Source organism: Clostridium pacaense (assembly GCF_020709765.2).
Taxonomy (GTDB): domain Bacteria; phylum Bacillota; class Clostridia; order Lachnospirales; family Lachnospiraceae; genus Enterocloster; species Enterocloster hominis.
The window spans coordinates 1-255 of sequence record NZ_JAJFEB020000151.1; the positions used below are offsets into that span (position 1 = coordinate 1).

Here is a 255-nt window from a genome sequence, read left to right on the forward strand (position 1 = left end):
TCCTCGCCTTCCTCTCCTCCCTCCCCTCTCTTTTCCCTCTTCCCCCCCTCTCTCCTTCGCTCCTCTCCTCCCTTTTTCTCCCCCCCCTCCCCTTCCTTTCCTTTTCCCCTTCCTTCTCCTCCCTTTCCCCTTTTCCTTCTCCTTTCCTTTCTCCTCTTCCCCCTCCTCCTTTCCCCTCCCCTTTCCTCTCTCCTTCCCCTTCTTCTTCCCTTTCTTTTTTTTTTTCCTCCTTTCCTCCTCTTCCCTCTCCCCCCT

Annotated in this window: 1 protein-coding gene; it reads right to left on the reverse strand. The window is 55.7% G+C overall.

What is annotated here, in order from left to right; genetic code table 11:
• On the reverse strand, positions 1-255 hold a 255-nt coding region (locus LK536_RS58870; protein WP_506092343.1), incomplete at both ends, for a hypothetical protein.